Source organism: Candidatus Nanosynbacter sp. HMT-352, from assembly GCF_022819385.1.
GTDB lineage: Bacteria > Patescibacteriota > Saccharimonadia > Saccharimonadales > Saccharimonadaceae > Nanosynbacter.
In genome coordinates, this window is sequence record NZ_CP089290.1 from 619,693 (window position 1) to 645,193 (window position 25,501).

At 42.8% G+C, this 25,501-nt stretch carries 30 protein-coding genes and 1 tRNA gene; 9 read left to right on the plus strand and 22 right to left on the minus strand.

Annotated features, from left to right (window positions below):
- Positions 1-174: 174 nt before the first annotated feature.
- Positions 175-426: a hypothetical protein gene (locus tag LRM44_RS04175; protein WP_001845478.1), complete on the minus strand. Its 252-nt coding sequence runs from the start codon at positions 424-426 to the stop codon at positions 175-177.
- On the opposite strand from LRM44_RS04175, the gene LRM44_RS03265 reads away from it, so the two are divergent.
- The 4 genes from LRM44_RS03265 to LRM44_RS03280 all read left to right on the plus strand — a co-directional run bounded on the left by LRM44_RS03265 (position 410) and on the right by LRM44_RS03280 (position 3,843).
- A complete protein-coding gene (locus LRM44_RS03265; RefSeq protein WP_000814511.1) occupies positions 410-613 on the plus strand; it encodes an excisionase in 204 nt (67 codons plus the stop codon). The two genes, LRM44_RS04175 and LRM44_RS03265, sit on opposite strands and share 17 nt — an antisense overlap.
- Positions 614-694: 81 nt before the next feature.
- Positions 695-1,912, plus strand: a complete 1,218-nt coding sequence (locus LRM44_RS03270; protein ID WP_001291561.1) for a tyrosine-type recombinase/integrase — start codon at positions 695-697, stop codon at positions 1,910-1,912.
- Between the two features lie 354 nt (positions 1,913-2,266).
- Entirely contained in the window at positions 2,267-3,166 is a 900-nt protein-coding gene (locus tag LRM44_RS03275; protein WP_243803733.1) for a hypothetical protein, read from the plus strand.
- 257 nt (positions 3,167-3,423) lie between these two features.
- Positions 3,424-3,843: an NUDIX domain-containing protein gene (locus LRM44_RS03280; RefSeq protein ID WP_243803734.1), complete on the plus strand. Its 420-nt coding sequence runs from the start codon at positions 3,424-3,426 to the stop codon at positions 3,841-3,843.
- Between the two features lie 292 nt (positions 3,844-4,135).
- Here LRM44_RS03280 and LRM44_RS03285 read toward each other — a convergent pair whose 3' ends face one another.
- From LRM44_RS03285 to LRM44_RS03295, 3 genes are all read right to left on the minus strand, one after another.
- Entirely contained in the window at positions 4,136-5,473 is a 1,338-nt protein-coding gene (locus LRM44_RS03285) for a GNAT family N-acetyltransferase (protein ID WP_243803735.1), read from the minus strand.
- Positions 5,474-5,538: 65 nt separating this feature from the next.
- Complete coding sequence (locus LRM44_RS03290; protein WP_243803736.1) at positions 5,539-5,877, minus strand: ASCH domain-containing protein; 339 nt, start codon at positions 5,875-5,877, stop codon at positions 5,539-5,541.
- A gap of 75 nt (positions 5,878-5,952) precedes the next feature.
- A complete protein-coding gene (locus LRM44_RS03295) occupies positions 5,953-7,818 on the minus strand; it encodes an AAA family ATPase (RefSeq protein ID WP_243803737.1) in 1,866 nt (621 codons plus the stop codon).
- Positions 7,819-7,888: 70 nt separating this feature from the next.
- Between LRM44_RS03295 and LRM44_RS03300 the strand changes: the two genes are divergently transcribed.
- A complete protein-coding gene (locus tag LRM44_RS03300) occupies positions 7,889-8,884 on the plus strand; it encodes a serine aminopeptidase domain-containing protein (protein WP_243803738.1) in 996 nt (331 codons plus the stop codon).
- Positions 8,885-8,889: 5 nt separating this feature from the next.
- Here the strand turns inward: LRM44_RS03300 and LRM44_RS03305 are convergent, their stop codons facing one another.
- The 5 genes from LRM44_RS03305 to LRM44_RS03325 all read right to left on the minus strand — a co-directional run bounded on the left by LRM44_RS03305 (position 8,890) and on the right by LRM44_RS03325 (position 12,820).
- Positions 8,890-9,351 carry an HIT family protein gene (locus tag LRM44_RS03305; RefSeq protein ID WP_243803739.1) on the minus strand — a complete coding sequence of 154 codons (462 nt, stop codon included), beginning with the start codon at positions 9,349-9,351 and terminating at the stop codon, positions 8,890-8,892.
- Positions 9,352-9,361: 10 nt separating this feature from the next.
- On the minus strand, positions 9,362-10,684 hold the full coding sequence (locus tag LRM44_RS03310; RefSeq protein WP_243803740.1) for an FAD-dependent oxidoreductase: 1,323 nt from the start codon (positions 10,682-10,684) through the stop codon (positions 9,362-9,364).
- Positions 10,685-10,900: 216 nt separating this feature from the next.
- Positions 10,901-11,533 (minus strand): DUF998 domain-containing protein, encoded by a 633-nt coding sequence (locus tag LRM44_RS03315; RefSeq protein WP_243803741.1) that lies wholly within the window; start codon positions 11,531-11,533, stop codon positions 10,901-10,903.
- 5 nt (positions 11,534-11,538) lie between these two features.
- Positions 11,539-12,582, minus strand: coding sequence for a phenylalanine--tRNA ligase subunit alpha (gene pheS, locus LRM44_RS03320; RefSeq protein WP_243803742.1), 1,044 nt, complete (start codon positions 12,580-12,582; stop codon positions 11,539-11,541).
- A 1-nt stretch (position 12,583) separates the two neighbouring features.
- The gene (locus LRM44_RS03325; protein ID WP_129631287.1) at positions 12,584-12,820 is read right to left on the minus strand and encodes a hypothetical protein; all 237 of its coding nucleotides are present in this window, start codon (positions 12,818-12,820) and stop codon (positions 12,584-12,586) included.
- Positions 12,821-12,877: 57 nt separating this feature from the next.
- On the opposite strand from LRM44_RS03325, the gene LRM44_RS03330 reads away from it, so the two are divergent.
- Positions 12,878-13,813: an MIP/aquaporin family protein gene (locus LRM44_RS03330; protein ID WP_243803743.1), complete on the plus strand. Its 936-nt coding sequence runs from the start codon at positions 12,878-12,880 to the stop codon at positions 13,811-13,813.
- Between the two features lie 52 nt (positions 13,814-13,865).
- On the opposite strand, the gene LRM44_RS03335 is transcribed toward LRM44_RS03330, so the two are convergent.
- From LRM44_RS03335 to LRM44_RS03345, 3 genes are read right to left on the minus strand one after another with little or no spacing between them, the layout of a single operon-like run.
- Entirely contained in the window at positions 13,866-14,936 is a 1,071-nt protein-coding gene (locus LRM44_RS03335) for a DNA recombination protein RmuC (RefSeq protein WP_129635359.1), read from the minus strand.
- Between the two features lie 18 nt (positions 14,937-14,954).
- Positions 14,955-15,449 carry a hypothetical protein gene (locus tag LRM44_RS03340; RefSeq protein ID WP_243803744.1) on the minus strand — a complete coding sequence of 165 codons (495 nt, stop codon included), beginning with the start codon at positions 15,447-15,449 and terminating at the stop codon, positions 14,955-14,957.
- Positions 15,450-15,494: 45 nt separating this feature from the next.
- Entirely contained in the window at positions 15,495-15,977 is a 483-nt protein-coding gene (locus LRM44_RS03345) for a phosphatase PAP2 family protein (RefSeq protein ID WP_243803745.1), read from the minus strand.
- A 79-nt stretch (positions 15,978-16,056) separates the two neighbouring features.
- Here LRM44_RS03345 and LRM44_RS03350 point away from each other — a divergent pair.
- Positions 16,057-16,131: transfer RNA gene (locus LRM44_RS03350), tRNA-Gln, on the plus strand.
- Positions 16,132-16,152: 21 nt separating this feature from the next.
- On the opposite strand, the gene LRM44_RS03355 is transcribed toward LRM44_RS03350, so the two are convergent.
- Positions 16,153-16,572 (minus strand): hypothetical protein, encoded by a 420-nt coding sequence (locus LRM44_RS03355; protein WP_243803746.1) that lies wholly within the window; start codon positions 16,570-16,572, stop codon positions 16,153-16,155.
- A gap of 178 nt (positions 16,573-16,750) precedes the next feature.
- Positions 16,751-17,419, minus strand: coding sequence for a tRNA (guanosine(37)-N1)-methyltransferase TrmD (gene trmD / locus LRM44_RS03360; protein ID WP_243803747.1), 669 nt, complete (start codon positions 17,417-17,419; stop codon positions 16,751-16,753).
- Between the two features lie 85 nt (positions 17,420-17,504).
- On the opposite strand from trmD, the gene LRM44_RS03365 reads away from it, so the two are divergent.
- Entirely contained in the window at positions 17,505-18,065 is a 561-nt protein-coding gene (locus LRM44_RS03365; protein WP_243803748.1) for a helix-turn-helix domain-containing protein, read from the plus strand.
- Positions 18,066-18,208: 143 nt separating this feature from the next.
- Here LRM44_RS03365 and LRM44_RS03370 read toward each other — a convergent pair whose 3' ends face one another.
- The 7 genes from LRM44_RS03370 to LRM44_RS03400 all read right to left on the minus strand — a co-directional run bounded on the left by LRM44_RS03370 (position 18,209) and on the right by LRM44_RS03400 (position 22,316).
- Positions 18,209-19,012, minus strand: coding sequence for a hypothetical protein (locus LRM44_RS03370; RefSeq protein WP_243803749.1), 804 nt, complete (start codon positions 19,010-19,012; stop codon positions 18,209-18,211).
- 156 nt (positions 19,013-19,168) lie between these two features.
- Complete coding sequence (locus LRM44_RS03375; protein ID WP_243803750.1) at positions 19,169-19,810, minus strand: hypothetical protein; 642 nt, start codon at positions 19,808-19,810, stop codon at positions 19,169-19,171.
- A 221-nt stretch (positions 19,811-20,031) separates the two neighbouring features.
- Positions 20,032-20,421, minus strand: coding sequence for a KH domain-containing protein (locus LRM44_RS03380; protein ID WP_243803751.1), 390 nt, complete (start codon positions 20,419-20,421; stop codon positions 20,032-20,034).
- Positions 20,422-20,491: 70 nt separating this feature from the next.
- Complete coding sequence (gene rnc, locus LRM44_RS03385) at positions 20,492-21,208, minus strand: ribonuclease III (RefSeq protein ID WP_146422716.1); 717 nt, start codon at positions 21,206-21,208, stop codon at positions 20,492-20,494.
- Positions 21,209-21,706, minus strand: a complete 498-nt coding sequence (locus LRM44_RS03390; RefSeq protein WP_164999994.1) for an NUDIX hydrolase — start codon at positions 21,704-21,706, stop codon at positions 21,209-21,211.
- Positions 21,687-22,145, minus strand: coding sequence for a transcription antitermination factor NusB (gene nusB, locus LRM44_RS03395; RefSeq protein WP_129631319.1), 459 nt, complete (start codon positions 22,143-22,145; stop codon positions 21,687-21,689). The genes LRM44_RS03390 and nusB overlap by 20 nt, the downstream gene beginning before the upstream one ends.
- Before the next feature lie 24 nt (positions 22,146-22,169).
- Positions 22,170-22,316: a hypothetical protein gene (locus LRM44_RS03400; RefSeq protein ID WP_164999843.1), complete on the minus strand. Its 147-nt coding sequence runs from the start codon at positions 22,314-22,316 to the stop codon at positions 22,170-22,172.
- A gap of 135 nt (positions 22,317-22,451) precedes the next feature.
- On the opposite strand from LRM44_RS03400, the gene LRM44_RS03405 reads away from it, so the two are divergent.
- Positions 22,452-22,982, plus strand: coding sequence for a hypothetical protein (locus tag LRM44_RS03405; RefSeq protein ID WP_243803752.1), 531 nt, complete (start codon positions 22,452-22,454; stop codon positions 22,980-22,982).
- Between the two features lie 8 nt (positions 22,983-22,990).
- Here LRM44_RS03405 and leuS read toward each other — a convergent pair whose 3' ends face one another.
- On the minus strand, positions 22,991-25,492 hold the full coding sequence (gene leuS, locus LRM44_RS03410) for a leucine--tRNA ligase (RefSeq protein ID WP_243803753.1): 2,502 nt from the start codon (positions 25,490-25,492) through the stop codon (positions 22,991-22,993).
- Between the last annotated feature and the right edge of the window lie 9 nt (positions 25,493-25,501).

Below are 25,501 nucleotides of genomic sequence, written 5' to 3' on the forward strand. Positions count from 1 at the left end.
CAGGGAGGTTTGTTATTCCACCAAAGCATATTGAGCTTTCAATGTGTTTTGATAGGCTAACGAGCCATTGTTCTTTGAAAACTGAATAAAAGTAATCGAATACGTTTCGATAAGAAAAGAGCCAACGGAACTAACCGCCATGACCTATCTTATAAAGATAGCGAGCGATTCATGTTAGTGATCCGAGAAGCAATCTTTAGCAGGATTGCCTGCAACGACATTCTTATCGTGATAATGATACTCCCATACAGTCAATAGTCCGAGCGTGATAAAACCGTCGCAGGCAATGAGTATGGCTACATGAGAACCATGCAGGGGTGGAACTCCCGTGAGCTTTGCTAAAGCTGTTCGATTGCTGGTAAAACAACTTTTATGAAATCCAAATAAGTGATTTGGAAAGGAGGATTTTATGAAGCAGACTGACATTCCTATTTGGGAACGTTATACCCTAACCATTGAAGAAGCGTCAAAATATTTTCGTATTGGCGAAAACAAGCTACGACGCTTGGCAGAGGAAAATAAAAATGCAAATTGGCTGATTATGAATGGCAATCGTATTCAGATTAAACGAAAACAATTTGAAAAAATTATAGATACATTGGACGCAATCTAGCGTCGCCAAAGGGTCTTGTATATGATAAAATAGTATTAAGTCGTATCAAGGCTCTTTCCATAAAGGAAAGGAGCAAATGCCATGTCAGAAAAAAGACGTGACAATAAAGGTCGAATCTTAAAGACTGGAGAGAGCCAACGAAAAGACGGAAGATACTTATACAAATATATAGATTCATTTGGAGAACCGCAATTTGTTTACTCGTGGAAACTTGTGGCTACAGACCGAGTACCAGCAGGAAAGCGTGATTGTATCTCACTTAGAGAGAAAATCGCAGAGTTACAGAAAGACATTCATGATGGTATTGATGTTGTAGGAAAGAAAATGACACTCTGCCAGCTTTACGCAAAACAGAACGCTCAAAGACCAAAGGTTAGAAAAAACACTGAAACTGGACGCAAATATCTTATGGATATTTTGAAGAAAGACAAGTTAGGTGTAAGAAGTATTGACAGTATTAAGCCATCAGACGCTAAAGAATGGGCTATTAGAATGAGTGAAAATGGTTATGCTTATCAAACCATCAATAACTACAAACGTTCTTTAAAGGCTTCATTCTATATTGCTATACAAGATGATTGTGTTCGGAAGAATCCATTTGACTTTCAACTGAAAGCAGTTCTTGATGATGATACTGTCCCTAAGACCGTACTAACAGAAGAACAGGAAGAAAAACTGTTAGCCTTTGCAAAAGCTGATAAAACCTACAGCAAAAATTATGATGAAATTCTGATACTCTTAAAAACAGGTCTTCGTATTTCAGAGTTTGGTGGTTTGACACTTCCAGATTTAGATTTTGAGAATCGTCTTGTCAATATAGACCATCAGCTATTGAGAGATACTGAAATTGGGTACTACATTGAAACACCAAAGACCAAAAGTGGCGAACGTCAAGTTCCTATGGTTGAAGAAGCCTATCAAGCATTTAAGCGAGTGTTAGCGAATCGAAAGAATGATAAGCGTGTTGAGATTGATGGATATAGTGATTTCCTCTTTCTTAATAGAAAGAACTATCCAAAAGTGGCAAGTGATTACAACGGCATGATGAAAGGTCTTGTTAAGAAATACAATAAGTATAACGAGGATAAATTGCCACACATCACTCCACATAGTTTGCGACATACATTCTGTACCAACTATGCAAATGCAGGAATGAATCCAAAGGCATTACAGTACATTATGGGACATGCTAATATAGCCATGACGCTGAACTATTACGCACATGCAACATTCGATTCTGCAATGGCAGAAATGAAACGCTTGAATAAAGAGAAGCAACAGGAGCGTCTTGTTGCTTAGTAGTACAAATGATTTACTACTTATTTACCACTTCTGACAGCTAAGACATGAGGAAATATGCAAAGAAACGTGAAGTATCTTCCTACAGTAAAAATACTCGAAAGCACATAGAATAAGGCTTTACGAGCATTTAAGAAAATATAAAAAGATAATTAGAAATTTATACTTTGTTTATGATAAAAATATTGACAATCAGCCAACACTTCAGAACGATATGCTCTTAGCGGCAGATGCCTTATATAAAGCGGCGGGAGCTGGAAGCTTGTTTGACTATGATGAATGATTTTTCTTCATATAAACACGCCACCAAACTTATAAGATTTAGGTCAACTTCCATACTGATATAATAAACTCATGATTCACAACTTGCATTCAGCATATTCTTTACCAGCAGACCACGACACGTGCCACTTGTTTGAGCATCTGATTATTAGGCGATTCTTAAAGGAAACGGAAAAAGTTGGCGGTAACCGAGCTTTTGTTGGAGAGTTGGACGGCACGACTAGCGAATCAAGCGTATTTTTTACGTCCGCACTGTTCACAAGCGAGTCTAATACATTATTTGAAGAAATCATCAACGATGTTACGCCTTTTGAGGAGCCTCTTATTCAACAGTCCATCTCACACATAGAAGCCGAGATGCAATCCAACATTGACATAACAGACATGACGCTACTACAAGAACAGCTCGCTCTTTGTCAAAAATATTTTATCGATAGTCAAAAAACCACTCCCAGCAATTCACGCCCAAAATCTAAAATCTCTCCTCTTAAAATCAGCCATAGTCCGAAGGATTTTACAGACGTTAAGATTGCTATAGAAATTGCTGACGCCAGCGATGAATTGACTGCCGCATTTTTCTGCACATACCCAATACTTTTAGACCTAGTGCGCGACATTTGTTTCGATAAAATCTCGTCCTACCCGTCCAGCCCCGGACAGTTTATAGCGTACTATGACGGCAATTACACCAGCCAAACCTACACCGTAAAAAATACAGACCTTGCTCGACTGAGCTCAAGTGAAACTATACAGACATACTTACGAAGCTTTAACATATCCTCACACGCAACCGACCTAAGAAACCTTGCCGAAGCTTTCACGTCTGACCCATTTTATATTTCAGTGCCCATATATTTTTATCAACAAACCGCTACGCCACTATCCAGAAATGACCTAGCGAAAACTATAAACATCGCAAACATGAACGCAATCTTAAAACAAATAAAGGCGACGATAGTCCTGGATTATTAGCTCTAGCTGATTTTCTAGTAGAGAAAGGATTCTGAAGAGGAAATATTAACACTGTCAAATTTTGCAGGATTATTATGAATGAAAAGGTCATGAAGGGTTTAGTAACGCAATAAACCAACCACTTTTACAGCGACTGTCTGACTGGTGTTTTCTCGATTCGTAAAAGTGGCTTCCTCTCCAAGTTGATTTTTTGGCGCTTTTCACTATTCACAGTACATCACATTGATCAAATATTGCCTCTCCATTACAATTGAAATATGGTTAAAACAGTGTCAAAAGCGCTTATTAAGAATAAAAATGGTAAATATCTACTGCTTTATAGGGGAGATACACACCCTAATTTCCCTGGGCATCTTGATCTTCCTGGAGGAGAAGTAGAATCTGAAGAAACCTCTAAGACGGCGACCGCGCGAGAAGTACAGGAAGAAACTGGCATATGTATATATCCAAATGACTTAAAAAAGCTATTTGTTAAGCAGTACAAAAACACAAGACATGTACTTTTTGAGATAGTCATAGATAAGACTGAGGCTGGCATTTCTGTTAAATTGAGCTGGGAACATAAAAAATACCGTTGGATGACGTTATCGGAATTGTTAGATACTAATATTCCAGAGGGCGCAGATCCTTATTATATAGATGTTATTGATTATTTAAAGCATTTATCCGAGATTTGATCTGTCCGACATATTTTCCCATACTATGTGCAGACTTCGGGCGCTCTTTTTTGATTAAGATAAATCTTCCCAACATTCTTACTACTCCTATAGTAAGCCTTATGATACCCTCTTGATCTCCTCTAGCGAAATATACGCCTGTAAAATTGTTTTTAGCTCCACGCTGTGGCGAAAGTTTATATCGTCAATCTTATCCAGATCAACCCATTCTGGCGTACCGTTAGTATAAGTCTTCTCGCATTTATTCAGATTGATTTCTCCAGCCTAGAGGATGCGCACCTCTCTCGTTGTCCTACTTTTGAACCTCGATGACGTGAACACCAAGATTCTCCTTGTGGCCAGGGTAGATCTTACGAAGGAGACGGAGAGCCTCCCTCTCGCTCTCTGCCTGCGGCACGATTTGCTGCCACGGCTCAGCCGCCAGCATGTCGGCGAAGCTACGGTAAATACGTATCGACTTGATCCGTACCACGCCCGATGTGTGACCGGTCTCGAGCTGTAGCAGCTCACCAGCCTTCAGTCGCTTGATGCTGTTATAGCCGACTCTCACCTCGAGAGTCTTCTTGCCGGACATGATTGCGTCGTAGTATGGACGCTTGATGCGCATCTTACGCATAGGCACTCCTTCCTTGTTGAGACTGATTCCCCACTGCTGAACGACGCTGGCAGGCGCATACCCTCCCGGGAACACGCCCTCCAGGCTCCAGCCGTGACGCTGGAGACAGACGACCTGCCATGGCTCAGGGACGAGATGGATGTACAGCTTGCGACCGTAATCCTCCAACAAACCTTGAAGGTCGATAATGAGCGCCTCAAAAGCTGCTTCCGACTTCGCCACGAGAGGCATCAGCTTGATAGGCTGACCCTTCTTCGGGGTCGCACCAGCGACACCAACAACCTGACCGTTGCACTCAGCGACAAAGATGATCTTGAACTTGTTGTTGACGTCACCAGATTCCATACGACGATAGCCAGCGAAGAGGGCGTCAACCCAACTGTCGTCCACTCCTTCAAAGTCGTCACTCACCTGCGACAGGATGAGAGCTCGCGCGCTGTCGGCGTGCTGACTCTCGTTAAACGGAACCACAGAGATATTCGGCGAGTCGAACCCCGCCTCGTCAACGAGCTGCTTGTACAGCATGTGCTCATCGACCCCCATCTTGTAGTGGTTGCGAGCCGTGCCAGTGACGAGGAAACCCTTCCGGAGGAAGAACTGAAGCGCCTTCTGGTTCGACGACGCGACAGTGCAGTACAGTTGTCGAGCATCGAGGCTGCGGGCGAAATCTTCAGCGTGCTTGAGCAGCACACTTCCGACGCCCATCTTTCCTCGGTACGCCGTATCAACAATGAGAGGGCTGATCTTGACAGTCCCCTGTTTCTTGTTGACAACATGAATGACACCCACGGGTTGTCCATCACTCTCGGCGATGAACATGTGCTGTCCGACCGAGAACTGGCCGACGTGGTCAACACCGCCTGCCATGTGCGCATCAAAGATGCGCCGTGCGTGTGCATAGTGGTCACCGTCATAAAACGGTGTGAGCGCCCGGATCATAAGATCCGCGACGAAATCGAAATCGTCCGCCCTTGCCGGACGTACAATGATATCATTGACTAGCGCTTCAGTCATAGTACACCTTCCTGTGATGACTACGATTTTTAGTGTAGCCTGATAGGATGGTCATTATTATATCATTAAAATATTTCAAATTCGATACCTATCACGCCATTTTCCAGCTGGTCGCTGAGAGAATAAAATTCAGAAATTTGATTTTCTAACCATTCGACATTATCACCGCCGAACTTTCGCGGATTATTGTGAGAAAATAAGTCACGAAATGTCGCGCATCTAAGCAAACCAACAACCTCAGCGGTAACAGTTTGCTCGGAATTATCTCTATTTGTAAAAATAATCCGATCCCCGATCTGGATTTTCTGTCGTTTGGCGTCATATAGTCGCGACTCGATAGTCTTATTGCCAGAAATAATAGCATTAAACGGCTCAGTCGCCAATTTTAATTGGTGTGTGGTCATAAAATTATTTGCCTTTCTTGCTATAATTAAACCATCATATAAATATTCAAATATCTCGTTTAACCGAAAGTTATTCTATTTTGAAATAATCTCTATAATTTTACAAATTTCTTTTGCTTTCTCGTCATCGCTGTTTAGAAAATTATCCATCTCATTTTCGCAAAAATCAATTACATGATCAATTCCTTTTTCCTTTCCAGTATACTGTTCGATGGCTCCTTTCTTTAGATAAAACTCGTCGGATGAATATTTTGACTCTATTTGCTGGTCTAGATCAGGATGCTCGTTTCTATATTTGTCGATTTTACGTTTATCAAGCCCCGCCTGTTTTGTCCGTTTATCATATTTGAATGACACGGTAGAATTATAAAAATCTCTCCCTGTAGCATCTAAGTCTTTAATGACATACACCTTTAGCCCGAAAGATTCAAAGAAGGACTTAAATGAGGATATACTGTCTTTTCCACGTACCCCATATACAGTAATATTCCGACTGAGATCTGGTTGTAGTTTCTTTATGGCAGCTCTGAAGAAATATTCATCATCCTGACCTTCAACCAGCAATACTCTATCTAGAAATAGTACTCGAGCTGCCCAAGTATTGTTTAGGATTTCTATCAGCTTTTTTTGATCTTCCCTAATATCAGGAGCGCACACCACAGAATTACGCCCTTCGTCCAGTGAAAATCGCTTAACATGCTCTATTGTCTTGTTGCTTATAAATCCTTCCGAATGAGTTACGATAACGTACTGTATGCGCTGCTCTTCCGCTAGTTTCTCGAGTATCTTAAGATATTCAAATTGAAATTGGTAATGTAAATGAATCTCCGGCTCATCGATAATAATAAGACCACCATTTACATCGTCCCGACCGTACGCCTCAAATATTAAGTGCATAATCGATTTTTGTCCAGCACTAAGACTGTTAATGTCTCCTAGATCCCGCTCATTTTTTGTATCGTAAAATCTAAATTCGTATGACCAAGTTCTTAACTCTGTGAGCTCTATATGCAATTCTAAATTGAATAATTTAAGCGCATTATTTATACGATTAACCATCTTCGAACTATTTACAACTCTCCCAGCTTCATCAATATCCTTTTTGCCTTTTAAAAAATTAAGATATTCCTCACCAAGCTTGAGCTTTACAATATTGAATATAGCTGGCTCACTACCAGATTGATCATGATTACTACGATAAGAAGAATCGCGCCTAATTTCTCGCAATTGACTTACTGGATTGGACTGCAAAGAGGTTTGTAGAGAGAAGGTATTATAATTACGAAAAGCAGACAACATAGAAAATGTACTTCCAAGAGGCTTTACGCGGTCGGCGTGTTTATTATTATGTATCGCTATAGCTTCGTTGATAGCCTGGTAGTATTCTAGATAAAATTGTACGGAATCCGGCGTGGAATCAGTATATTCTACATTATATGTGCTTTTTTCATAATTAAAGATAATATCTATAACAATTTTTATATCGCCATTTATAGGCCTAAAATCTATGGGAAATTTTATATAAGAATACTCCTCAAATATATTTTTTATATGAGTGTAATTATTTGCTATATGGCTCATGTTAGCGTTATCAATATCATCAAGTGTAAATGATATTCTTATTCTCTGTGGTTTCGATTCCGAATTCCAATTAGGCTGGAGCCGAAGACCTGAAATATGACTAGATCGATCATCTATTACGAGGGAACTTCTTCGAGCTTCACCTGGCAACAAAGAATTATAATCTCTAACCTCACAATATTTAAATAGAACTCTTGTGAATACAAAATTCATAGCCTCTAAGGCTGTTGACTTGCCGGATCCGTTCCCTCCAATAATAATGCTAAGGTACGGGTCAAATTCAATCTTAAAAGCGTTGTTTATATCCTCCTCATATTTAAAACTAAGAATGTTTGATAATTGTAAATAATTGACTTTCATTGTATTGGTTATTATACGCCTACTATAATGCTTAAGCTGAAATAATATTAAAATATACTATAATATACCCATGAATACTTCACGAAAAAATCGCATCATAAAAATTACTATTTGGGTAGTCTGCTCAATTGTCATTATAACCGCCTTACTAGTCGCCGCAGCTTTCTTTTGGCCAGCAACATCCAAGCAATTGCAATCTGCAAGCTCTGAAAAATTGAGCTACAACGACGCCATCGCCGCCGCAAATCGCACTGTTAGCGAAGACACTTCAAATACCGACGTTAGATCAGAATGCCGATCGATTATTAAAACCCACGGCAAAAAAACCGCCAAAGCCGTCATGATGATTCATGGCGTAAGCGCATGCCCACAGCAATTCGCAGACTTGGGCGACACCTTTTTCAATGCCGGCTATAACGTCTATATTCCCCGCGTCCCCAGCCACGGTCTGACGGACAATAAACGACACGGAGAAATCACCATTCCAGCAATGGCGCAATTTATGAAATCCAGCACCAGCATAATTAGCGGTTTAGGCGATGAAGCGGGAGTTGTCGGACTTTCTGGCGGCGCAAATATGGCGACTTGGATTACTCAGTACAACAGCCAAACCATATCACGAGCGCTACTTCTATCACCTTTTTATCAGCCTTCATCGTCGGAAACTCCTTCCTGGAAAATTCCGCTTTTACGAAATCTTTACGGACGTAATATTCTTCCAGATTCGTTTACGGGTAGCAATTTGTCATATCGCGCTCTTGGAAAATATATAATAATCGCCAAGAACTATAAATCCGACCTAAAAGCTCCAGGGCTAAAATATGTCGGGGTTGTAACGAGCGAAAACGACACCGCAATTGATAAAAATCTCGCGGTCAACATACCCAAGCAAATGGCTGCAGCTTCTGGCGCCAAATTCCAATATTATTCAATTCCGACCTCATTTGGTATCGGTCACGACATTGTAGCCTTAAACCAAGACGAGGTTAAAAAGCACGCCGCCAAATTATATCCGTTTTATTTGGATATGTACGAAGGAAAAAACGTAAAATTAGAGGTGAACTAGCTATCCTATTTACCTTGCACAGCTAAAATTCGCACCTGAATTTCATCCAATTGAGCGTCGTCCATTTTCGGACCGTCAGTCGTAGTTAGCCAGCCAGGATATTCCTCATAAAACGCTTGCTCGTGCGACACTGGCGAACCAATTCCCTTTGCCAAATCGCCATGAAGCGGCATCAATTTGGCATGCACATGTGCCACGCCCGTACCTTCAAAAATCAGCGCTACCCGTGGAGTGTCAAATGCTTTTTCCAAAATACCAGCAACCTTTTTCACCGCCAGCATCATTTCAGAATATAAATTGTCATCCAAAGAAAATACGTAATCGCCCGGATTCTGCTTCGGAATCACCACAGTAAAACCTGGTGTGTTCGGAAACGGTGTTAAAAATGCTAGGAATTTCTCATCTTCCCAAATCTTCCAAGATTTCATTTTTCCAGATACGATGTCGTCAAAAATTGTGTGATTCATAATTGCTCCTTTATGCAAATAAATCGTTTAATGCCTCACTCACCGTTGGATGAGTGAATATTTGGTCACGCAGCACAGTATATGGCAGACCATTATCCATTACAGTTTTGATAATATTAATGACTTCTGGTGAATTACGACACAATAAACTAGCACCCAAAATTTGTTCAGTGTTTGCATCAATCACCGCACGCAGCAATCCTGTTGTAGCATTATCAACATGCAGGCGTGGAATAGCCATAGCAGGCAGCTCTTTTACGATAATTTCGCACCCCGTCGCACGCGCCTCAGCCTCTGTCATACCCACCCGACCTAGCGGCGTTTGCATAAAGACCGTGTACGGCAAGGTTTTTTGTTTGGCGCGAGTGTACAGACCGTCACCCAGCAACTGGCTTCTCACAATCCGAAAATCGTCCAGCGACGCATAGGTAAATTGTGGCCCGCCCGTTACATCGCCCATTGCCCAAATATGCGACCGACTAGTGCGAAGTGTTTCATCAACCACAATTGCCCCGCGCTCATCCGTCGCTACACCAGCAGCTGGTAAATTCAAGCTCATCGTTGCCGGGCGACGGCCCGTAGCCATCAAAACCGCATCATAACCAGCGTAATCATCATGATTTACTGTGCGAATCGTCGCAGTAGACTCACCCTCAATAGCCGTCACATCCACACTAAACACAATCTCAATACCCTGTGCCTGCAATGCTTCAGTAGCAGCCCGAGCAATTGCTGGATCTTCACGTGCAAGCAGAGCATCGCCCCTCTCAAATACTGTTACTTTTGTACCAAGTTTGGCATAAGTTGAGGCAAATTCTAACCCAATATAACCGCCACCAATGATAGCTAGCTGTTTTGGCTGCGTCATTCTATCCAGCAATTCAGTACTGGTATACACAAACGGCTTATCAACACCTGGAATATCTGGGATGATTGATTCCGCACCGGTGTTAATAAAAATCTGCGGTGCACTAACTACTAGCTCGTCGCTACCCGCCACAACCTTCACAGTACGATCATCTACGAACGATGCCTCACCCTCAATGACGCTCACTGTCTCACGATCCGCAAGCATGTGATAGTTCTTCTCATTCAACCGCGCTACCACTGTTGTCTTATGTGCCATCGCCTCATCAAAACTTTGATGATGTTCGGCTGCATTGACTAGCACCTTAGTAGGAATACAAGCAATATTAATACAGGTGCCGCCATACATCTTTGGCGACCGCTCCACTAGCGCTACCTTTTTTTCCGCATTTGCCAGCGCTACCGCCAATGTTTTGCCAGCTTTGCCAAAACCAATGATGAGTGCGTCAAATTGTTGTGTATCCATTTTACCTCCTCCTATCTTTTTTAGCGATCTCTCTCGCTGCAACAAATTCTCTATCGGCACACAGAACTGCCTCTTTTATTACAAGTTTTTGAGCTACTACTATTATCGTGTGTAATAGCTCCTTAAAACTGTTCCAAAAAGTCCAACTTACCGCTATACGATGTTGTCAAAAATTGCGTGATTCATAATTACTCCTTTTGAAGTAATTATAGCATTTTACGAAGTTTTCAAGTCGGACAATTTAAGCTCCATTCGACGACAAACCAGAGCCAGCCACATCGTCGCAAAAATTCCCAATAAAACTTCTACTATCACAAACCAAAACTTGCCCATTGCGTAACCTTGCGCCGCTATAATTGCCGCAAAAATCGGAAAACTGAAGGATGAGATTCGCTCGCGATGAGTTAAATAGCTCAAGCTTGACGGCAAAAGAAACATCAAAAGCACCATCAATATCACGATGCCACGCGAGAAAACAAAATGCGCCGCGTGCATTGTATCGTTCGGACAAAGCGCCACTCCTATCATACAAATCGCAAACAATGAAAGTATCCAGCCAGATATTCGAGCAGAGCGAATTTGACCAAGCTTAAGATAACCACGATTCATAAAAAACCCAATCGTCGCCATAATCAAACCAGATAAAAACACTCCCGAATTGAACGAAAATGCAGACAAACGGTTCGAGGTGGTTTCGCCCAATCTACTCAAACTCCAGTTCGTCCACCGAGTATCATCAGAAAGCAGCATCGCCACAACCAAGCCCACAGCCAAAACGACACCATTAAGAATACAGAGCGCCTGAAGGCGATTCTTGTATAAAAAATCCTTAATCTGTCGAAGTTTCATATTGCTTAAAATTGTTCCAAAAAGTCCAATTTGCCACTTTCAAAATGACGGACATCTTCGATTCCATACTTCATCATAACCAAGCGGTCGATTCCGCAACCAAAAGCAAATCCCGTATATTCATTCGGGTCAATTTGCGCAGCCCGAAGAACATTTGGATGGATCATTCCGCAACCCAATAGCTCAATCCAACCTTCACCAGAGCAAACTTTACATTCAGGATTTTTTCCTTCACAAAACGGACAGCTTAACGCAAACTCGAAGCTAGGCTCAGTGAACGGAAAGTAAAATGGATTAACGCGAACGTCAAGTTTCTTGCCGTAATATTCCTGCAAAAATTCTTGCAACGTAGCAATCAAATTGCCAACATTAACCCGACGCGAAACGTACACGCCTTCGACTTGATAAAACGTATGCTCGTGGCGCGCGTCCAAATCTTCGTTACGAAAAACGCGATCAGGAACGATAGCGGCAATAGCCTCGCCCTTTTCCAAATTGTCGCGATATTTCGTCAACACGCGATTTTGCATAGTCGACGTATGTGCCGGAGCAATCAAACGATCGCCATTAGAATCAGTTTCCTCGGTCATAAACGTATCGTAATCGTCGCGCGCTGGATGGCCTTTTGGAAAATTCAAACTCTCAAACATATGGAATTGATCATCAATCTCTCTGGACTCTTCCGTGACAAATCCCATGCGATTAAAAATCTCAGAGATGCGCTCAATTTCAGCGCTCAGCGGATGAATCGTGCCTTGTTCGCTCGGCAAAAGTTCAGGTTTTGGAGAATTTACATCCATCGGCGCCGTAACGTCAATCGGTTTCAAGTCAACTTTTTCCAGCTCTTCCAGTCGCACAGCAATAGCCTGTTCAACAGCTTGTTTCAGCTCGTTAATCTGCTTACCGAACGGACCACGCTCAACTGGCGGCAATGACTTGATTTGCTCGTACAATTCCCTAAGTCGTCGATCGCGCAAAAACTCACGCGGAGATTTGGATTGCGAAACCGCCAAAACTATTTCTTTTCTCAATTCGTCTAAGTCAACCATTTTATCGTCCTTGCATTAAAAACATTACAATCACCGCACCAGCCATAATAGCAATTAAAATCCACGCCCACGCCAAAGTCGTCGTCTGTTTCGTGCCTTCCAAATATCTTATGTCGTCGACGCCGTCCATAGTTGCCTTTTCTTGCAAACTCGAAGCTTTTGCCTTCTCTCTTAATTCCGCCGCAATTCGCTCTTGCAATTCACTACGCTGATCTTGTTGATTTACAAATAATCCCATAACTACAGTATAGCAAATTATGTTATAATAGTCGTGATATTACTTTAAGGAGGGAATATGGCTACGAAGAAAACTTCAAAGAAAGCCCCAGTTAAAGCCGCAGAAAAGAAAACCGCTGCCGCTAAGACTGAAACCAAAACGACCGTCAAGCGCGTCGTTGCTGAATCTACCGCTAAAAGCAAGCGTGTCGAACTAGATTCTAAATTACCAAACAACTTAATTAACATCGTTATTGCGGAAGTTATCGGTACGTTCATTTTGACACTTGCCGCATTATTCGCATCAGATATTTTGTCATCGATGTATGTCGGTTTTGCGTTGATGTTCATCGTTGCAATTATCGGCAACATTTCTGGCGCACACGTAAACCCAGCTGTCACATTTGGTCTATGGACGATGCGTAAGCTAAAGACCGTACTTGTACCATTTTACTGGGGCGCACAATTCCTCGGTGCAATGGCAGCTATCGTACTTGTCGGCTCATTAACAAACGGCGGATTTGCTCTAAGCTTTGACCAATTCACCGCGTTCTCTTGGAACATCTTCGCGATGGAGTTAGTCGGTACCGCTGTATTTGTATTTGGTATTGCCGCAGTTTTGCAGCGCAAAGAAATCAAAGCAGCTGGTCAAGCTTTTGGAATTGGCTTGGCGTTGATGATTGGTCTTGTCGTATCTGGCTCAATCTCTTCATACATTAAAAGTACTGCCATTGCAAAAATCCAAAAAGATCAAAGCACTACTCAAACTGAGAAAAACGGCCGCACTTACCCACGCGAGATCTACATCTCAGGCGCAACTTTGAACCCAGCAGTTTCTTTGGCTGTTACAGAGAAAACCGACTCTCAACTACGCAGCAACGGAGTATTGCCAGCTGAAGGTGAAAAGAGCTATTCACGCTTTAGCTTGGAAGTAATTGCCGCTACCCTAATCGGCGCAGCATTAGGCGGCAACCTATTTCTACTCGTCAATTACCGAAACAAAGACGAAGAATAGATTATAACTTCACAATAAAATATCCCGCTTAATCGGCGGGGTATTTTTTATGTCAATCTTCCTGAGTCGGCCGATCAATCAGCTCTGGCTGCGCTTGGTTATCGCCACCAGAAATTCGCACGACGTCCTTATCGATCTTCCCTAGCTCCTTGTATGTATTGTTATAATGACCAACGGTCGTGCTAAGACTCTTGCCCATTTTCGTCATCAACTCGTCAAACTTTTTAATGTGAACGCCCAATTGCCCAACTCGAACTTGAATATCTTTGGCCTGCTCTTCAATCTGCAGACTACGAAGCCCCTGAAGAACGGTCTGCAGGTACGCCAAAAAACTAGTCGGACTCACAATAATCACTCGTTTATCTCGGAATGCATATTCAATCAGATCGCGACTCGAACCGCCCTGACCGACATTGTTAATCAGAAGATCGTAATACAAAGATTCGCTAGGGATAAACATAAAAGCAAAGTCCATAGTGTTTTCACGCGGACGAATGTATTTACTAGTTTCGTCGATTCGCCCCTTAAGGTCAGCCTTCACCTTATTCAGCCACATTTCGCGCTCAGATTTTGTCTCGGCGTTAATCATGCGATTGTAATTCTCCAAAGAAAACTTACTGTCCACCGGCAGTATTTGACCCTTGTCCAGAAAAATAACCGCGTCAACAATTTCACCGTCCTTGAAGCGATATTGCATTTGATATTGCTTGGCTGGCAAAACATTATCCAGCACACTCTCCAGATAAAACTCCCCAAAAACGCCACGCTGCTTTGGATTTTGCAACACGTTTTGCAAGGTTTTCAGATCGGTCGCCACATCGACCACGCGTTTATTGGTCTCATCCAATTTTGCCAATCGCTGTGTCACGTCAGCCACCAACTTTGCGCTTTCTGATAATTGTTTCTGCACGGAAGTCTGAACTTGCGCGTTACTTCGCTCCAATTTATCGCTAACGGATTCATTCAGTTTCGCAATCGTCCGCCCCAATTCCACGACATCGGTTTTAATTAGCTCGACGGATGATTGATTTTTTAGCTCGCTGATTTTTGATTGCAAGACAAATAAAGTCGCGCCCAAACCAATAGTAATAACAATTAAGAGAATAATGATAATGATTTCCATACACTTAGTGTACAGTGATTACAATACTAAGACAACTCGTGCTAAGATCGCAAATAAAGTCATAAATAAAATTGCCGCGCCATTGCCACGAATTCTATTCAACCAAATTAACGACAAATATACCAAAACTGTCGCCAAAACTACCCATAGCAATGACAAAATCCAAGATCCGCCAGCCCATAATGTAGCGCCCCACAACGACACAGTTGCCGCGATCACTACCAACAGAGGTCGCTTAATGCCAAATACCGCCAACACCGGCACCAACATAATTCCCGCCAGAACCAACGCAACGTAAGATGCAATGTTCGTGCTGTTTGCGCAAATAGAAATATGTTCAGCGTTCGCGCAAAATACAGGCGTGATCATAAATTTATCAAACGCAAGCGCCAGCAACCAGATAGCCACGCCGCTAGCAACTAAAATCGCCAAAATCCTCAAGAAAACTCGCCTTGAAAATGGATATGTGTAATCTGATATTTCTTCACGGAAAATAGCTGACAATAATTTCATACATAAATTGTAACGTAAACTTGTCAATATTGCAAATGTATATGCTTAAATATTATGCTTTTTCAGGATATTCATCGGTTTATACCAAATAATCCCTACGCAAGCAATCAATAATCCGCCAACAACGTCAAGTGGTGTATGCACCAGAGCAATAACTCGACCGACACATATTAAGATCGTCATAACTAAACAAATAACAGCCAGCCGCCAACTCTTTGCTCCGAAAAATACCGCCAAAGTAATCGCCATTGTAAATAGCGCGTGATCAGACGGAAAACCCGGATTATTAAGGAATGACGCGCCGGCAGATACGCCCAGAATCTCGAACGGGCGCATTTGATCTGGTTGATAAATTGACCCGATAATTTTTGCCGACACGTAAGCAGTCAAACCAGCCATCAACACTTGGCTATAAACTTGATACTTCTCTTTATTTGGAACCAATTTTATCAGTGCGTACGCACCAATTAGCACGACCGGTATTACCAGCCCATCGGCAATTAACTTCACGATCCATTGCAAATCCATACTATAAGTATATCGCGTCAACGCTGACCAGTAAACGCTTGCGGAAATCATTTTTCTATAGTACAATTATGTTTGCCGTTGGGATGTCGCCAAGTGGTAAGGCAGCGGGTTCTGGTCCCGCCATTCGGGGGTTCGAATCCCTCCATCCCAGCCAAGTTTGAGATTTAGCAGCCAATTATTTGGCTGTTTTTTTCGTCGATAAATTTACGCAAATCAACAAAATCCACATCATGAATACCAGAAAAATCGCAGCCACATTATTCACATTCTTTATCGTTGCACCAAATATCACCGCCGCATGCCCATTCGCAAACGCCAAAAAACTAATTACCGTCATAATCCCCAAACTTAAAAAACCAGTCACTCTGCTCGTCAGAGTAATTCTTTTTGTCATATTCATATCAATTAAAAACGGCAACGACGTTAGCTCAACAACCACCAATATTATCGCAATCGGAAGATTTAAAGATGACGGAACCCCCGCAGAAGTAAGGACCGCAGAAAACTTCTCAAACGTAAATAATTGACATAATAACGGCACCATTATTAATATTCCTGCAATCAATTTAACAATTTTATTCACTTTTCTAGACATAATTTCAGTATAGCTTGCGCGTCAAAAAAGCTCAAGCTTGTTGTATTTTTTACGAAAGCACTTGCACTTTTTATAAAAACGTCATAAAGTTAAATCAGCGAACGTTACAAAAATAAACACCACAAAATCGTATCTTTCGCTCTACGACAAATCCACCACAACTTAAAATACCCCGTCTCTATGGGGTATTTTTATTGGTCAATATCCGCGATTGTTCAGCGCGCCACTCGGCAATTTTTCCGTGGTGTCCGCTCAATAAAACATCCGGCACACGTAAACCTTTAAACTCCTCAGGTCGTGTATATTGTGGAAATTCCAACGTTTCTCCATCTGAAAAACTTTCAATTTCCGCAGATTTTTCACCGCCCAAAACTCCAGGAATCAACCTAACAATAGAATCAATCATCATCATTGCCGCCAGCTCTCCGCCCGTCAGCACAAAATCGCCAATACTCCATTGCTCATCAACTAGTTCTAAAATTCGCTCATCAACACCCTCGTATCGCCCGCAAATAAATATCACACCACTGTCATCATCGGCTTCTTCCTGAGCTTTAGCCTGCTTCCAGCGCTGCCCGCGCGGACTCATTAATACCACTTTCGCTGTTTCATCTTGAGATTTCGCAAATTCTACCGCTTTCCATAACGGCTCAACCATAAGAAGCATCCCGTCGCCGCCGCCATAAGGAGTATCATCAACCTGACGACGAGGACCCAAACCAAACTCCCGCAGATTCACCGTCGTAAGCTCTACGATACCGTCTTTTTGTGCCTTCCACATCATGGAATTATTAAAAACTCCCGTCGTCATTTCTGGGAAAAGCGTAATTACTTGAAACTTTCTCATCTGTTACAGTGTAGCAAGTGTTGACTTTTTTGTCCAGGTATGATATATATATCAGCTTTTACTCAACCGAGTGAAGGTAGCCCTTATGCAGGAAGGAATTGTCGTGGAAACGATCTACGATGAGAGCACCAAGATAATCGACAGGATTACCCGTAGACTAATCGACGAGAGTGTCGACGAGAAGACCTACGCGAAGACCTACGCGAAAATCTACAAGACGATCAAGCGCATAGCAAGAGCGATGGACTGGCTGTCTCAGCCTGTCCGCATCTCGATTGATAGAGAGGCTACTATTCACGTTGTCCTATCCGTAAGGATAGGACACACCCCGCCTCACACAGACAAGCAGTCAGAGATGATGATAGATTTCATAGACATTCTCGCACCTGACGCTACCAAATCTATATCAATAACATTCAAAAGACCGAATGTCATTGATAAAGTTGAAGTACGCTCCAGGAATGACTGTTTGATCATTTACAACGTGAAGGGCGCTCCACCCCTTACTATTTGCACGCTCATGGAAGCGTTGCAAGTTGACAAGGACACGACTTCCAGAGCACTCAAAAGAATCGCTCGAGGAAATGAGGATAAGATTCACCTCACTCATCCCCGCGATGAGTGGATGCTCTCCCAAAGGGCTTAACCGCCCGCCGAAAATAGCTCGCCTTGAGGCTTAAGCCTCGGCCGAAGCTCTTGGCGGGCTATTTTCATGTCTTTTTATAGAAATTATTCCTCACCAAAAAACCGCCCCAGTAAGGACGGTTTTTTAGCAGACAACAGAAACCGTTATATGTTTTTCATACATTTGTCGATCGCTTCAGCTGCAATTTTTAATATTGGATTCTGTTCGCTCTGCTGCTCCATCATTGTCTTACGAAGCAGTTGCTCAAGTATTTCACAAACTGTGTCTGTATCAAGATCAGATACAGCTTTAGCAAACTCACGAACAGTTCCTTCATCATCCAAAATGTCGTAATAATGTATATATGGCTCTGGTGCGTATGTCTTGTCTGCTTTTCTTTCTTTTATGTATGCTAGGGTTTCATCGCGCATATTATGTATAAGATCCACATATTCCTCATATTCCTTGTTGTTTTTGTCGGAAAGTAGACTTTCGAATCGTTTGGCTATACGCATCTCAGATACAAAACATGCCCCACACGGTGAAAATACGTCTCCATCGTCTTCACATACACTGTATCCTATTATTTTCTTCACTATATACGTATACGGAGTAGCTTTACATTGGTCTGAAGACATGGGAGGATTTTTTTCTGAGAACGGGTGTTCGTGCTTGTCGCCACCCGGAAGATCGTATATTCTATTAGCTATTTGTAACATTTTAGTCTGTTCCTGGGGAGAATCTCTTGTTACATACCATATTTTTTCTTTTTCGTCTTCGGTTAGAGGGCGTCCGAGCGCCTTCTCTCTTCTGGCTATCTTATTTAAGCCTCTCTCGTAGGCTATCATCATTGCTTGACTCGTTCTTAGTCTCCACACCCCTTGCAGACCTTTTGGATTAGGATTTGGGTCTGAGAGAGCATGATTATTATTAAAGGGTATCCAGTAATATTCGCGACTTCCGTACATAATAAATCTCCTTTATAAAAACTATTACTCACTTGATATTAAACCATACTATATCATAAACTCACGGATATTATAAATAAAAAGACATGAAAATAGCCCACCAAGAGGCTCAGCCGAGATCTGACGTCTCAAGGCGAGCTATTTTCTCTCAGTGGACTAGGAAGGAAGAGATAAAATCCAACCGTTCGTCTCTTCTAGGTGTCTGGTATCTTTGGCATTTGGGTATCCCAATGTCAAATCCCAGCTCCAGAACTCAGCTTCATCTCTCCCCGGAAAGAGCGACCTCCACTCCTCACTGCTATAAAGGTATGAAGCTTTTCCTTCACCCCTGCCGCTCACCAGGTCAATAAGGGAATAGATCACACACTCGTTCACATTCGAGAATGCAATCAGAGCAGCCATCGCATTGAGGGGTAATACATCTCCTCGGAAGTTCCCGCTTCCTCCTAGGTGTACGTTGGGGCTTATGTGAATACTAAGCCCTTCTCCTCGGAGAGTAAGATCTTCGCGGGTTAGCGTCACCGAGGTGACCGCATCGCCCACTTTCCATGCAACGGGGGAAGCACCCCCGGACAGGGGTACTTCATACCCCTCGTAAAGATTGAGGGATCCTCGAATCTTTACAAAAACGGTTTCACCGTCGGTGTCAACTCGGGTGTATTCCCCGAGGGAAACTCCACGGCTTGAAGACTTGTAGCGCCAGCGGCGGTAGCTGTTCTCGATATCGAACTGCGTAAGTTCGTGCGGGATCAACGCCATCCCGCCAAAGCATTCGCGGAGTTCTTCTTCAGTGAGCATCTTGCTCTCCTCTTCTGGATGGATCTACCTCTACTCGGCTGAGCAGAAGCTGATAAATATATACCACACCTAGGCAGTCATGTCAACACCCGAGAATTTTACCCCACCAAAAAACCGCCCCAATAAGGACGGTTTTTTAGCACAAATAAGGCTCTCAATGGTTTCCCATTGTCTCGCATAGAGCTGTTCTCGCATAATGTCTGTGCTTGAACTGGTTCTAATTATATATCAAGGTCATCGAGTTCTGCAAGCTCTTTTCTGGTGTTTTCTGCGTAAGAAGATCCATTTTCCACAGCTTCATCTGTTGAGTTATCCACAGAAGCATGATCGTTATAGCTATTACCCTCACGCTCACCAGAAAAACCATCATTGTTAACGATCTTCAAGTTATATCGAGCATCATTCTTTGCGCCCAAAGCTCGCAGAAGCGTGCGCAAACTCTGTGCCGTACTGCCGCGCTTACCAATAACTCGACCCAAATCTGCTGGATTAACTGTCAATGTTAGTAAAACGCCCTTTTCATCAATTGTTCGGTCTACTACGACGTCTTCTGGATGTCCGACCAACGCCTTTACAGTATATTCTACAAACTGCTGATCTATTGTTGACATTCTGCCCCTCCTCCTGGAATTAAACTGTATTTTCATTATACACGAGCGGTTTACGCCGTGCAAACTTTAATTATTTCTCGCCAGATTCTTTATATTTAGCAATTGCAGCGCGAGCAGCTTGCTGTTGGGCGACTTGCTTTGACGGACCAATGCCTCGCCCCATCATATTATCGCCAACAAAAACCCCAAGAGTAAAGACTTTATCGTGATCTGGACCTTCTTCGCTCAGGACTTTATATACCGGCGTTTGATTGTCAACTCGCTGAGAAATCTCCTGCAAATATGACTTCGGATCACGCCAACTGCCAGACTCCAAAATTCCATCCAACTTAACAATTATATGCTTGTGAATAAAATCGCGAGCATCATCAAAGCCACGCTCCAAATAAATTGCGCCGATTACCGCCTCAAATGCATTGGCTAAAATCTGTAAATGCGCTCGCTCTGAGCCGTTTTTCTCGCCCTTTGACATACGAATCAGCGGACCATAACCCAACTTATCACCAGCGTCACCAATACTTTCCGTTCGTACCAAAGCTGCCCGCCAAGCAGTCAAAATTCCCTCTGGCTCAGAAAAATGCGTAAACAAATATTCTGTTACTGCCAATTCCAAAACCGCATCACCTAAGAATTCCAAGCGCTCATTGTGGTGATGAACGGATTTTCGATGCTCATTCACATAGCTACGGTGAGTCAAAGCTGTAATCAGCAAATCCAAATTCGTAAATTCAAAACCTAATTTTTCGCGCGCAAAATCTTGATACGGCGCAGTGTTCATTCCGTTCATTTATAAGTTCTCCTGTCTAATTCGTTTCATTGCCAAAAGAATCAGCTTGCCAATATCTTCATATTCAACTTCATCCAGCGCCTCATGAAAACTAAACCATTTAAGACCATTCATCCACTCTTCCTTTTGGAGTTTCTCATTAGGATCCAGCGCCTTAACTAGATAAACTTGCGTTGTCATCAATACCAATTTATCGATTCGACGATAACGAAAATTCACCTTTCCTAGCCAGCCGTGCAGTTCAATTTTCTTCAGCCCAGTTTCCTCGCCGATTTCCCTACGAGCCGTCACTTGAGCTGTTTCACCTGGCTCAATGTGCCCTTTGGGAATTGTCCAGCGATCGCGAGCGTCCTGATAAAGCAAAAATTCTGCCTCGCCCTTTTTATTACGACGAAAAATCACGCCACCGGCAGTTGGCTCGCGCACAATTTCCTGAATCAATGGCTTCTTGCTGCCACCAAAATATTTTTTTATCTTATCAAAGTTGCTTGTTCTCACTGTCGGACTCCTCCACGAGAGTACGGAGTGCCGTGCCAAGCACGCCATTCACAAACTTACCCGAGTTATCCGAACCGAACGCTTTTGCTAACTCTACTGCTTCGTTAATCACCACTTTTGGTGGAACGGTATCTGCACAATATAGCAATTCATATAAACCAATTCTAAGTACTGCCCGATCAATTCGCGGCAACTGACTAATAGGCCATTCTGGCGCCAATGGCTGCAATTTCTCGTCCAATTGACTCTGCGTCGAAAGCACGCCACTGATCAAATTATCGATAAATTCAATATCGTCAACCGATGATTTATATTCAGCCAAATTACGCTTTAAAATAGTCTTATAATCAACATCGCTATCACCAACCTCTTTGCGAAATTCATGTTCATAAAGTGTTTGCAGTGCGACAATTCGTCCCAAATGACGGTTTGATGCCATTATTAAGCGTCCTGTTCGTAATTATTATTTTGTTGTTTTACCGGTTTCACGCTTGGTCGTCTTCACTTTAACTGGTGAAGTTGCGTTAACACGACGTGCCAATTTTAATACCAAGTGGCTGCGACGAAGACCAGTTTTACGTGGGCTACTCTGTTTCTTAGGTTGTGCCATAATTTATTCTCCTCTTTTAGGTTGTCATAAAACTTACGTACCATTATACCTTTTTTATTAGACAATCTCAAGAGCCTGTCTGCAAATTAGATAATAATATTGACTTTTTATGTCGTTTATGGTAATATAGCAAACATGAACACGGAACGATTTACATCACAAAACAACAATGAAGACGACAGATCTGTAATAGAAATACCAAAATCTGTAGTTAAAATCGGTGCAGTAGCATTAGCCGCGTTAGGATTGGCTGGAGCTGCAAACGCCCTAGGCTTATTTCATAGTCCTAAATCACCAGAAAAAGGACCAAGCCCTGCACACCAAGTAGCTCAAGTTGTAGAGAATTACAGCAATGGAGTCATCACGGAGCTGCCAGAAGACACAGAAATTCACACTGTCACGCTTGAAGAAGGAGAAAATCCGACTTCGGTAGCCGAAACAGCCATGAAAGAATACAACGAAGAAAATCCTGAGAATAAGATAGATCCTAATGAGGCAAGAAGCTCCATATACGAAACTGCTGTCTACATGAAAGATCTCTACAAAAACAAGACTGGCGACTCAGAGGTCCAACCAGGATCTACTGTCAACATTGCCATAGGTGACATAAACGGTGACGGAAAGCCAAGCATAGCCATAACGAAAATAGAAGACAAATCTAAATAGACCGTCTTCTAAACCACGATATTCACCAACTTACCTGGAACATAAACCATCTTTTTAGGTGGTTTATTGTTTGTGAATTTCTGGACATTTTCGTCAGCTAGAGCCGCTTCTTCAACACCCTGATTGTCCATATCACTCGGCAGTTCAAGTTTTGCACGAAGCTTGCCGTTCACTTGAACTATAATAGTCATCGTATCGCTCTTTAGATATTTTTCATCCCACTTCGGCCAGTGACTAACATGAACCGTATCATCATGACCCATTTCACGCCACAATTCCTCTGTGATATGCGGAGCAAAAGGCGCCAAAATCTGAATCAAACTTTCTAACGCAAATCGCCACTCGTCCGACATGTCAATTCCATGCGATTCTTTTATCTTATACAGGCCATTGACCATTTCCATCATCGAAGCCACAGCCGTGTTAAACTTCTCATCTTCAATGTCGCGAGTAACTTTTTTAATTGTCGAGTGAGTTAATCGCAATAATTCTTGAGCTGTTTTTTCATTCGCGTCAAGAGAGTCGTTTGGATCCTTATCAACGAACTCCTGAACCAAATTCCATGCTCGGTTTAAGAATCGATAAGTTCCCGGAACGCCACGAGGATCCCATGGCGCATCCATATCATAAGGCGCGATGAACATTTCGTAAACTCGCAGCGCATCAGCGCCATATCCACTGTCCATAATCTCCATTGGATCAATAACGTTGCCCTTAGACTTGGACATTTTCTGACCGTCTGGTGCCATAATGTAGGCATTGTACATCATTCGCTTAAAAGGTTCTGGAGTCGGAACGAGACCGAGCTTATAGAAAAATCGCATCCAGAAACGACTGTATAGCAAGTGAGCCACGGCGTGATCAGCACCATTGTAATAATCAACCGGCATCCAATGGTTAATTCTCTCAGGATTCCATGCTTCATTATCGTTGTGTGGGTCGAGATATCGTAAGAAATACCAACTAGAACAAGCATAGCCATCCAAAGTGTCAGTCTCGCGCCGACCTTCTACCCAATTGTCGCCGTCAGGCTTATTTTCTGTAATCGGTACAGTTTTTCCAGTTTCAACATCCACCCAAACTCGCACCCAATCATCAACCTGGGCCAAAACGGAAGTATTACCGCCCGTTGGCTTAAAGTTCTCCACCTCTGGCAAAATCACCGGCAAGCATTCATCAGCCACGGCAATTGGCGCACGGCCATCAACATGAACAATTGGAATCGGAGCACCCCAATAGCGCTGACGAGAAATCAACCAATCGCGCATTTTATACGTGGTTTTGCTTCGCCCAGAATTCTGCTGCTCCAGCCACGCAACAATTTGCTCGCGAGCATCCTCACTCCTAGTCCCATTGAATTGACCAGAATTTATCAACTCACCTTCACCAGAATAACAGCCAGCATCGGCTGAATGCTCAGGCTTATCAATAACCTGGATAATCGGCAAATCAAACTTCTCGGCAAACGCAAAATCGCGCTCGTCGTGCGCTGGCACCGCCATGACTGCGCCGGTTCCATAGCCACCCAAAACATAATCCGCCACCCAGATTGGCAATTTTTGACCATTAACTGGGTTTATGACATAACTGCCAGTAAATACGCCCGTTTTCTCTTTATTCTCTTGGCGCTCAACATCCGATTTTTGTTGCGAAGCTTGGATATACGCTTCAACCTTTTCGCGCGTATCAGAATTGACCAACTGAGAAATCAGAGGATGCTCCGGCGCCAAAGCTACATACGTCGCGCCAAATAACGTGTCAGGACGAGTTGTAAAAACTGTAATCTTGGAATCTTGACCACTAACCGCAAATTCAACTTCCGCGCCAACTGATCGACCAATCCAATTTTTCTGCATGGTTTTAACCATTTCCGTCCAATCAAGCGCATCGGTTGCCTCTAAAATTTCATCTGCATACGCCGTAATTCGGAAAAACCACTGCTTGAGATTTCGCTTGGTTACAGGATTACCACAGCGCCAACATTTGCCACCTTCAACCTGTTCGTTAGCAAGCACTGTGTTATCAGTTTCGCACCACCATTGCGGCTGCTCTTTTTGATATGCCAAATCGTGCTTGTATAATTGCGCAAAAATCCACTGAGTCCATTTGTAATATTCTGGATCAGCTGTAGAAATTTCTTTTGTCCAATCATAACTAAACCCAAGTCGCTTCAATTGCTCCTTAAAGTGAACTTTCGCCTCATCGTGCGCCACACGCGGCGTTTTTCCGACTTTAATAGCGTAGTTTTCAACCGGCAGACCAAAGCTGTCCCAGCCGATTGGATGATAGACATTATAGCCCTGCTGACGCTTAAATCGTGCTTTGATGTCGGCAAATTGAAAAGTACGACCGTGACCAATGTGAATTCCCGCCCCTGTAATCCCCGGAAGCATGCTCAAACTGTAATATTTCGGCCGAGTCGTGCCATTAAAATCAACCGCGTAAGTACCGTCAGCCTCCCATCTGTTTTGCCATTTTTGTTCAATTTCTGTCGGATTATAGCGTCTCATATCCGTAAT